The organism is Cryobacterium sp. 10I1, from assembly GCF_035019805.1.
GTDB lineage: Bacteria > Actinomycetota > Actinomycetes > Actinomycetales > Microbacteriaceae > Cryobacterium > Cryobacterium glucosi.
Genome location: NZ_JASJVF010000137.1, coordinates 1 through 9,027, shown reverse-complemented (window position 1 = coordinate 9,027; position 9,027 = coordinate 1). Strand labels below are relative to the sequence as shown.

Sequence of the window (9,027 nt, the reverse complement as noted above, 5' to 3'; positions counted from 1 at the left end):
GAGCTGAGGGACATCTTCGGACCGGAGAACTACTTCTGCGAGATCATGGACCACGGCATCGCCAAACTCCTCGGTTTCTCCCGCAGCTTCGCCGCAGAGGTCGCCGAGGCAGGCGGTGTCGCGATCGACGGCGTCGTGGTCGGCAAGTCCGACCGCCTGCACGCGGGAAGCTGGCTCGAGGTGAACTGGCAACCGAAGGACGCTCTCGAAATCGTTCCGATCGAGGTCCCAGACCTCACGATCGTCTACGACGACGAGAGCATCGTCGTCGTGAACAAGCCCTCAGGTGTCGCGGCCCACCCGAGCGTCGGCTGGACGGGCCCGACGGTTCTCGGCGCGCTCTCCGCCGGCGGCTACCGGATCGCGACCTCTGGGGCCTCGGAGCGCGCGGGCATCGTGCATCGCCTCGACGTGGGCACGAGCGGACTCATGGTCGTCGCGAAGTCGGAGACGGCGTACGTCGCCCTCAAGAAGGCCTTCCACGACCGCGAGGTCGAGAAGATCTACCATGCCGTCGTGCAGGGCCATCCCGACCCGAGTGCAGGCACGATCGACGCGCCCATCGGCAGGCACCCGCGCTCCGACTGGAAATTCGCGGTCATCGCCGGCGGCAAAGACTCGGTCACCCACTACGAGACCCTCGAGGCCTTCCCCTCGGCGTCCCTGCTCGAAGTGCACCTGGAGACGGGACGCACCCACCAGATCCGGGTACACATGGCCGCCCAGCGGCATCCGTGCGTCGGCGACGCCATGTACGGTGCAGACCCCTCGATCACGGCCAGGCTGGGACTCACCCGGCAGTGGCTGATCGCCAAACAGCTTGCGTTCTTCCACCCGGAATCCCGGGAATGGGTCACCTTCTCCGCCGAATACCCCGCGGACCTCGAGCATGCCCTGACCGTGCTCAGGGATGTCTAGGCCAGGAACACCACACACCATCTACCGGAGCATCCGTGTCGAATACCACTAGCGCGAACGGATCGAATGATTCTTTCGTGCACCTGCATGTGCACAGCGAATACTCCATGCTCGACGGAGCCGCGCGGGTCAAACCGCTGATCAAAGAGGCCGTCGAACAGGGAATGCCCGCGGTCGCCATCACAGACCACGGCAACATGTTCGGCGCGTTCGACTTCTGGAAGTCCGCGACGGACGCCGGCATAAAGCCCATCATCGGTACTGAGGCCTACATCACCCCCGGCACCGACCGGCGGGACAAGACCAGGGTCAAATGGGGCACGAGCGGCCAGAACCGCGACGATGTCGGCGGCAGCGGCGCGTACACGCACATGACGCTGCTCGCCGAGAACACCGCGGGCATGCACAACCTCTTCCGGCTCTCGACGAAGGCCTCACTCGAGGGCTACTACTTCAAGCCCCGCATGGACCGCGAGCTGCTGAGCGAGTTCTCGAACGGCCTGATCGGCACGACCGGCTGCGTCGGCGGCGAAGTGCAGACCCGCCTCCGTCTCGGCCAGTACGACGAGGCGAAGAAGGCTGCGGGGGAGCTGAGGGACATCTTCGGACCGGAGAACTACTTCTGCGAGATCATGGACCACGGCATCGACATCGAGCGCCGCACCATGAGCGAGCTGCTCCGCCTCGCCAAGGAGCTCAACCTCCCGCTCGTCGCCACGAACGACCTGCACTACACGCACGCCCACGATGCGACGGCGCACGCCGCCCTGCTGTGCGTGCAGTCGGCGTCGACCCTCGACGACCCGAACCGGTTCAAGTTCGACTCAGACGAGTTCTACCTCAAGACCGCGGCCCAGATGCGGCACCTCTTCCGCGACAACCCGGAAGCCTGCGACAACACGCTCCTGATCGCCGAGCGCTGCGAGGTGAAGTTCGACACCCAGGCCAACTACATGCCGCGCTTCCCGACCCCGGAGGGTGAGAACGAGGAAAGCTGGTTCGTCAAGGAGACCGAGCTCGGCCTGGCCCGCCGGTACCCGAACGGCATTCCCGCCGAGGTGCGCACCCGGGCAGACTACGAGGTCGGCATCATCGCCCAGATGGGCTTCCCCGGCTACTTCCTCGTCGTCGCGGACTTCATCATGTGGTCCAAGACGAACGGCATCCGGGTCGGCCCAGGGCGCGGATCGGGAGCCGGGTCGATGGTCGCGTACGCGATGGGCATCACCGACCTCGACCCGCTCGTGCACGGCCTGATCTTCGAGCGGTTCCTCAACCCGGACCGCGTCTCCATGCCTGACTTCGACGTCGACTTCGACGATCGTCGCCGCGGCGAGGTCATCCACTACGTCACCGAGAAGTACGGCTCCGAGCGCGTCGCCCAGATCGTCACCTACGGCACCATCAAGGCCAAGCAGGCCCTGAAAGACTCCAGCCGGGTACTCGGCTTCCCGTTCGGGATGGGCGACAAGCTCACCAAGGCCATGCCGCAGCCGATCATGGGCAAGGACATGCCGCTCACCGGCATGTTCGACAAGGACCACCCGCGCTACCGCGAGGCCGTCGACTTCCGCGCGATCATCGAGACGGATGCCGAGGCCCGCACGGTCTTCGACACCGCGCTCGGCCTCGAGAACCTGAAACGCCAGTGGGGCGTGCACGCGGCCGGCGTGATCATGTCGTCAGACCCGCTGATCGACATCGTGCCCGTGATGAAGCGCGAGGCCGACGGCCAGATCGTCACCCAGTTCGACTACCCGGCGTGCGAGTCCCTCGGACTGATCAAGATGGACTTCCTCGGGCTCCGCAACCTCACGATCATCGACGACGCCCTCGACAACATCGCCGTCAACCGCGGCCACCGGCCCGTGCTCGAGGACCTCGGCCTCGACGACCCCATCGCATACGAGCTGCTCGCCCGCGGTGACACCCTCGGCGTCTTCCAGCTCGACGGTGGCCCGATGCGCGCACTGCTCCGCCTGATGAAACCCGACAACTTCGAGGACATCTCCGCCGTCATCGCGCTCTACCGGCCGGGGCCCATGGGCGCGAACTCGCACACCAACTACGCGCTGCGGAAGACCGGGCAGCAGGAGATCGTGCCGATCCACCCCGAACTCGAGGAAGCCCTCAAGGACGTCATCGGCACCACATACGGCCTGATCGTGTACCAGGAACAGGTCATGTCGATCGCGCAGAAGCTCGCCGGCTTCTCGCTCGGCCAGGCCGACCTGCTGCGCCGGGCCATGGGCAAGAAGAAGAAATCGGAGCTCGACAAGCAATTCGCCGGGTTCTCCGCCGGGATGAAGACCAACGGGTACTCCATGGAGGCGGTGAAGACCGTCTGGGACATCCTGTTGCCGTTCTCCGACTACGCCTTCAACAAGGCGCACTCCGCGGCGTACGGCGTGGTCAGCTACTGGACCGCCTACCTCAAGGCGCACTACCCGGCCGAGTACATGGCGGCCCTGCTGACGAGCGTCGGCGACTCCCGCGACAAGCTCGCGCTCTATCTCAACGAGTGCCGCCGGATGGGCATCCAGGTGCTCCCGCCGGACGTCAACGAGTCCATCGGCTATTTCGCGGCCGTCGGTCCGGACATCCGCTTCGGGCTCGGCGCCGTGCGCAACGTCGGCTTCAACGTCGTCGATGCGATCCGCGCCTCGCGCGACGAGAAGGGCCGTTTCGAGTCCTTCCACGATTTCCTCCGCAAGGTGCCGATCCAGGTCGCCAACAAGCGCACGGTCGAATCCCTCGTCAAGGCCGGCGCCTTCGACTCCCTCGGAGCGACCCGCCGGGCCATGGTCGAGATCCACGAGGGCGCCGTCGAGTCCGCCGTGAAGATCAAGCGCGACGAGGAACACGGCATGGTCGGCTTCGACTTCGACAGCCTCTTCGACGACCCGCAGGAGACCGAACAGGTCCCGGACCGTCCGGAATGGAGCAAGAAGGAGAAACTCGCCTTCGAACGCGACATGCTCGGCCTCTACGTCTCCGACCATCCGCTCGCCGGCCTGGAGATCCCGCTCGCGAAACACGCCTCGACCTCCATCGCCGACCTGCTCGCCTCCGAGCAGACCCAGGACGCTGACACCGTCACGATCGCCGGCCTCATCACGAGCGTCCAGCACCGGATCGCCAAGAAGAGCGGCAACCAGTACGGCATCATCCAGGTCGAGGACTTCGGCGGCGACATCGACGTGATGTTCATGGGCAAGGCGTACCAGGAGTTCGCGCCCGCGCTCATCAACGACTCGATCGTCGTGGTGCGCGGTCGGGTGAGCCTCCGGGACGACGGCATGAACATCCACGCATACAGTCTCTTCGCGCCGGACCTCGGACAGACCGGCGACTCTGGCACCCTCGCGATCACCCTCGCAGAGGCGCGCGCGACGACCGACACCGTCACCGCGCTCGGCGACGTGCTGATCCGGCACCGTGGCTCCTCGGAGGTGCGGCTCAAGCTGATCAAGAACGATTCGGCCCGCGTCTTCGAACTGCCGTACCAGGTCACGATCAGCGCAGACCTGTTCGGCGAGCTCAAGAGCCTGCTCGGCCCGTTCTGCCTCAGCTAGAGGTCGCCGTCCCAGCCGAGCCGGCCGCGTCCGCCGCGCCGGGCGCATAGCCCGTCGGCTATGCGCCCGGGAATAGCCTTGGACCATGACACGTCGCACGAGTGAACCGTTCTACACCCCGGCCATCGTGGCCGGCCGGGCCATCTTCGGGGTCTTCCGGCTCAAGGCTGCGGCGACCGGCTTCGAGAACCTCCCCGATACCGGGGGAGCCGTCCTGGCGATCACGCACTTCGGCTATGCCGACTTCGCCCTCGTCGAATGGCAGGCCTGGCTGCACAACCGCAGGCACATCCGCTTCATGGCCAAGAAGGGCGCCTTCGACAAGCCCGTCGTCGGCTGGCTGCTGCGCGGTATGCACCACATCAGCGTCGACATGCAGGCGGGGGCCGCAGCATACGGCGAGGCCGTGGCCGCCCTGCGCGCGGGTGAACTCCTCGGGGTGTTCCCGGAAGGCGGGGTCAACGCCTCCTTCACCGTGCGCGAGCTCAAGTCCGGCGCGGTCCGGATGGCGAGGGAGGCCGGCGTCCCGGTGATCCCTGTCGCGGTCTGGGGCGGCCACCGGCTGCTGACGAAGAACCACAAGCCCACCCTGCGGGAGGCGTACCGGGTGCCGATCCGCTTCTCCGTGGGAGCGCCGTTCGAGCTCGACCCCGCCGTCGACGCCCAGGAGCTCACCGCGCAGCTCCACGACACCCTCCAGGCCATGGTCGACGAACTCCAGGCCGGGTATCCCGTCGACGGTTCCGGCCAGTGGTGGCAGCCGCGCCATCTCGGCGGCGCGGCTCCGACCCCGGAGGAGGCTGCGGTCGTCGAGGCAGAACGCCAGCGACTCCGCGCGCTCAAGCGCACTGCCGCGACACGCGACGACGCCTGACCCGGCCAACGGGTCGTTCGCCTCGGCTCAGAGCGCCGCTTCCGGTCCGGGCACCCGGTACATCCGCTCGTGGTAGAGCAACGCCTCGTCTTCGTCGCCGAGGCCGCCCTCCTCGATCTGGACGACGATCACGGCGCCGTTGTGCACAGAGACCCGCTCGATGATGTGGCCGACCATCCAGCTCGTCACGTCGTTCAGCACCGGCAGGCCGTGCGGACCCTCATGCCAGTGGTCACCGGCGAAGCGCAGGGCGTTCGGCCCGCTCATCCGCTCGGCGAGGGCGCGATTGCGTGCGCCAAGGGTGTGGATGACGACGCGGTCCGTCTCGGCGATCGCCGGCCAGGAGCTTGCCGTCCTGGCCATGTTGAAGGTCGCGAGCGGCGGCACGGACGACAGCGAGGCAAGTGAGGTCGCCGTGAAGCCGACGGGGGTTCCGTCGGTCTGGCGCGCCGTCACGCACGCGACACCGGCGGCGTGGCGCCGGAACGCCTGCTTGAACGCGGCGAGGTCGAGAGGGGCGTTCGGATCTCCCTCGAGCCGGGGAACGGTCGGTGTTTCGCGGATGTCGTTCAGTTCGTTCATGTCACTTGCCCCAAGGTCTGTGAAGGCCACCCTATTCCCGTGTGATGGATGTTGGTGGCTAGGCTGGTCAGATATGATCCAGAGACTTGACCTACGAGGCACCCGGCCGACGCCGGCCGAACTGCTCGCCACGATTCCGCGCGCCGTCACCGATGTGACCGCCGCGAGCGCCGTGGCCGCCGAGCTCATCTCCGACGTCCGCGCGCGCGGCGAGGCGGCGCTCTACGACCAGGCCGAACGGCTCGACCGGGTGCGCCCTGACGCGCTCCGGGTCCCGGCCGGCGACATCGCCGACGCCCTGGCCGGGCTCTCGCCCGAAGTGCGCATCGCCATCGAGGAGACCATCCGGCGGGTCAGGCTCGCGAGCGAGGCCCAGGTGCCGCCGCACGTGACCACGACCATCGACGAAGGAGCCGTGATCACCCAGCGGTGGCAGCCTATCCGTCGCGTGGGCCTCTACGTGCCGGGCGGCAAGGCCGTCTACCCTTCGAGCGTCGTGATGAACGTCGTGCCCGCGCAGGTCGCCGGGGTCAGCTCGATCGCGCTCGCCTCACCGCCGCAGCAGGCGTTCGGCGGACGCGTGCACCCGACCATCCTCGCCGTCGCCGGGCTCCTCGGCGTCACCGAGATCTACGCCATGGGCGGCGCCGGCGCTGTCGGCGCGTTCGCATACGGGGTGCCGAGCCTCGGCCTCGACCCCGTCCAGCTCGTCACCGGCCCCGGCAACGTCTACGTCGCCGCCGCCAAGCGGCTCGTCCGAGGCGTCACCGGCATCGACGCGGAAGCCGGCCCCACCGACATCCTCGTGATCGCCGACTCCGGCGCAGACCCGCTCCTCGTCGCGGCCGACCTGGTCAGCCAGGCCGAGCACGACGAACTCGCGGCCGCCGTGCTCGTCACCGATTCGGTCGAGCTCGCGGATGCCGTCACCGCGCGACTCGCCGTGCTCGCGGTGACAACCCCTCACGGTGAGCGGGTGACCGCCTCGCTCTCCGGAACCCAGTCCGCGATCGTGCTCGTCGACGACCTCGCCGCCGCCGCCGCATTCAGCAACGCCTTCGGGCCGGAGCACCTCGAGATCCAGACCAGGGACCCGCACGTCGAACTCGCGCTCATCGAGAACGCCGGGGCCATCTTCCTCGGCCCGAACTCACCGGTGAGCCTCGGCGACTACTCAGCGGGCTCCAACCACGTGTTGCCGACCGGCGGCCAGGCCCGGTTCTCGTCCGGCCTCGGGGCGTACACGTTCCTCCGCCCGCAGCAGGTCGTCGAGTACAGCAGGGACGCACTCCGCGGTGTCGCCGCCAATATCGCGGCGCTGTCGGACGCCGAGGATCTCCCCGCGCACGGCGCGGCCGTGACCGCCCGCTTCGCCTGACCCGAACCGATTCGACGGAGATTGTGTCCGGAAGCCACGGGGGAGTGCCGTTCCGGGGTGTTTCAGACCGAGCGCCCGTCGAATCGGTCAGGGCGTCGGGGCGAGGGTGTGGCGCGACGCGCCCGGGCGACGGCGAATCCCCCGGAAAGGGGCGCTAGGCTGGCAGCACAATGTTCTGCCCGTTCTGCCGCCACCCGGACTCCCGAGTCATCGACTCGCGCACGAGCGACGACGGACTTTCCATCCGTCGCCGTCGCCAGTGCCCCGAATGCGGTCGCCGGTTCAGCACGACGGAGACCGCGAGCCTCAACATCGTCAAGCGCAGCGGCGTCGTCGAACCGTTCAGCAGGGACAAGATCGTCACCGGTGTCCGCAAGGCCTGCCAGGGGCGGCCGGTGACGGACTCCGACCTCGCCCTCCTCGCCCAGCGCGTCGAGGAGACCATCCGCCAGACGGGTGCCTCCCAGGTCGCCGCGAACGACGTCGGCCTCGCGATCCTGCCGCCGCTGCGTGAACTCGACGAGGTCGCCTACCTCCGCTTCGCGAGTGTGTACCGCGCGTTCGACTCCCTCGAAGACTTCGAGAGCGCCATCGACCAGCTCCGCAGTGAACACGAGGAGAGTCTCCGCAACGGGGCCCTCGGCGACGAGCCCGAACTGTAGCCGGTGTACCCCTTCTTCTTCCGGCACGTGCTCGCGCGGCTCGACCCCGAGCGCGCACACCACCTCGCCTTCACGGTGATCCGTCTCATTCCGAGCCGGGGCATCGGGCGGCTTGTCCATGCGTTCACCCGGCCGAGAACCGACCAGGCCGTGCACACCCTCGGCTTGCGCTTCGATTCCCCGTTCGGCGTCGCCGCAGGCTTCGACAAGGACGGCCTCGCCGTGATCGGCCTGGGCCGCCTCGGTTTCGGCCACGTCGAGGTCGGCACGATCACGGCGCTGCCGCAGCCGGGAAACCCGAAACCGCGGCTGTTCCGGCTGGTCCCCGACCGCGCCGTGATCAACAGGATGGGCTTCAACAACCAGGGCGCTGCAGCGGCAGCAGTGCGCCTCGCCCGGGTGGGTTCGATCGCTGGACGGCCGGTGCTCGGCATCAACATCGGCAAGAGCCGCGCGACCGCGGTGGACGACGCCACGAGCGACTATCTCGTGAGCGCCAGGGCCCTCGCGCCCCTCGCCGACTACCTCGTCGTCAACGTGAGCTCGCCGAACACCCCCGGCCTCCGCGGCCTGCAGGAACTCGACCAGCTGGCCCCGCTTCTCACCGCCGTCCGGGCGGCGTCCGGGAGCACCCCCCTGCTCGTCAAGATCGCCCCTGACCTTCGCGACGAGGAAGTCACCCGCATCGCCGAACTCGTCGTGCGGCTCGGCCTCGACGGCATCATCGCGACCAACACGACCATTTCACGCGAGGGTCTCTCGACGGATGCCGCCAGGATCGAGGCCATCGGAGCCGGCGGCCTGTCGGGGGCCCCACTCCGGGCCCGCTCGCTCGCGGTACTGCGCCTGATCCGCGCGAGCGTTCCCGCCGGCCTCTGCGTGATTTCCGTCGGAGGAATCGACACCGCCGCCGACGTCGCCGAGCGGCTCGATGCCGGGGCGACCCTCGTCCAGGGCTACACGGCGTCCCTGTTTTCCGGCTGGGAGTGTGCGGGCTCGCGTGTTTGCTCGGCGGTCATGCTGACAGCCTAGGACCTG

At 68.1% G+C, this 9,027-nt stretch carries 7 protein-coding genes; 6 read left to right on the top strand and 1 reads right to left on the bottom strand.

All coding sequences use genetic code 11. The features are described 5' to 3' along the window. Positions 1-45: 45 nt before the first annotated feature. The 3 genes from QN345_RS12185 to QN345_RS12175 all read left to right on the top strand — a co-directional run bounded on the left by QN345_RS12185 (position 46) and on the right by QN345_RS12175 (position 5,367). Positions 46-918, top strand: coding sequence for an RluA family pseudouridine synthase (locus tag QN345_RS12185; RefSeq protein ID WP_323508688.1), 873 nt, complete (start codon positions 46-48; stop codon positions 916-918). A 107-nt stretch (positions 919-1,025) separates the two neighbouring features. Continuing rightward, complete coding sequence (gene dnaE / locus QN345_RS12180) at positions 1,026-4,493, top strand: DNA polymerase III subunit alpha (protein WP_416172975.1); 3,468 nt, start codon at positions 1,026-1,028, stop codon at positions 4,491-4,493. Between the two features lie 85 nt (positions 4,494-4,578). Continuing rightward, the gene (locus tag QN345_RS12175) at positions 4,579-5,367 is read left to right on the top strand and encodes a lysophospholipid acyltransferase family protein (protein WP_134446085.1); all 789 of its coding nucleotides are present in this window, start codon (positions 4,579-4,581) and stop codon (positions 5,365-5,367) included. 27 nt (positions 5,368-5,394) lie between these two features. Here the strand turns inward: QN345_RS12175 and QN345_RS12170 are convergent, their stop codons facing one another. Next, the gene (locus QN345_RS12170) at positions 5,395-5,949 is read right to left on the bottom strand and encodes a flavin reductase family protein (protein ID WP_322189664.1); all 555 of its coding nucleotides are present in this window, start codon (positions 5,947-5,949) and stop codon (positions 5,395-5,397) included. Between the two features lie 73 nt (positions 5,950-6,022). On the opposite strand from QN345_RS12170, the gene hisD reads away from it, so the two are divergent. From hisD to QN345_RS12155, 3 genes are all read left to right on the top strand, one after another. Continuing rightward, positions 6,023-7,327 carry a histidinol dehydrogenase gene (gene hisD / locus QN345_RS12165; RefSeq protein ID WP_322135932.1) on the top strand — a complete coding sequence of 435 codons (1,305 nt, stop codon included), beginning with the start codon at positions 6,023-6,025 and terminating at the stop codon, positions 7,325-7,327. Positions 7,328-7,497: 170 nt separating this feature from the next. After that, positions 7,498-7,989, top strand: a complete 492-nt coding sequence (gene nrdR / locus QN345_RS12160; protein WP_322140787.1) for a transcriptional regulator NrdR — start codon at positions 7,498-7,500, stop codon at positions 7,987-7,989. Between the two features lie 3 nt (positions 7,990-7,992). After that, the gene (locus tag QN345_RS12155) at positions 7,993-9,021 is read left to right on the top strand and encodes a quinone-dependent dihydroorotate dehydrogenase (RefSeq protein WP_323508687.1); all 1,029 of its coding nucleotides are present in this window, start codon (positions 7,993-7,995) and stop codon (positions 9,019-9,021) included. The last annotated feature ends 6 nt before the right edge of the window (positions 9,022-9,027 follow it).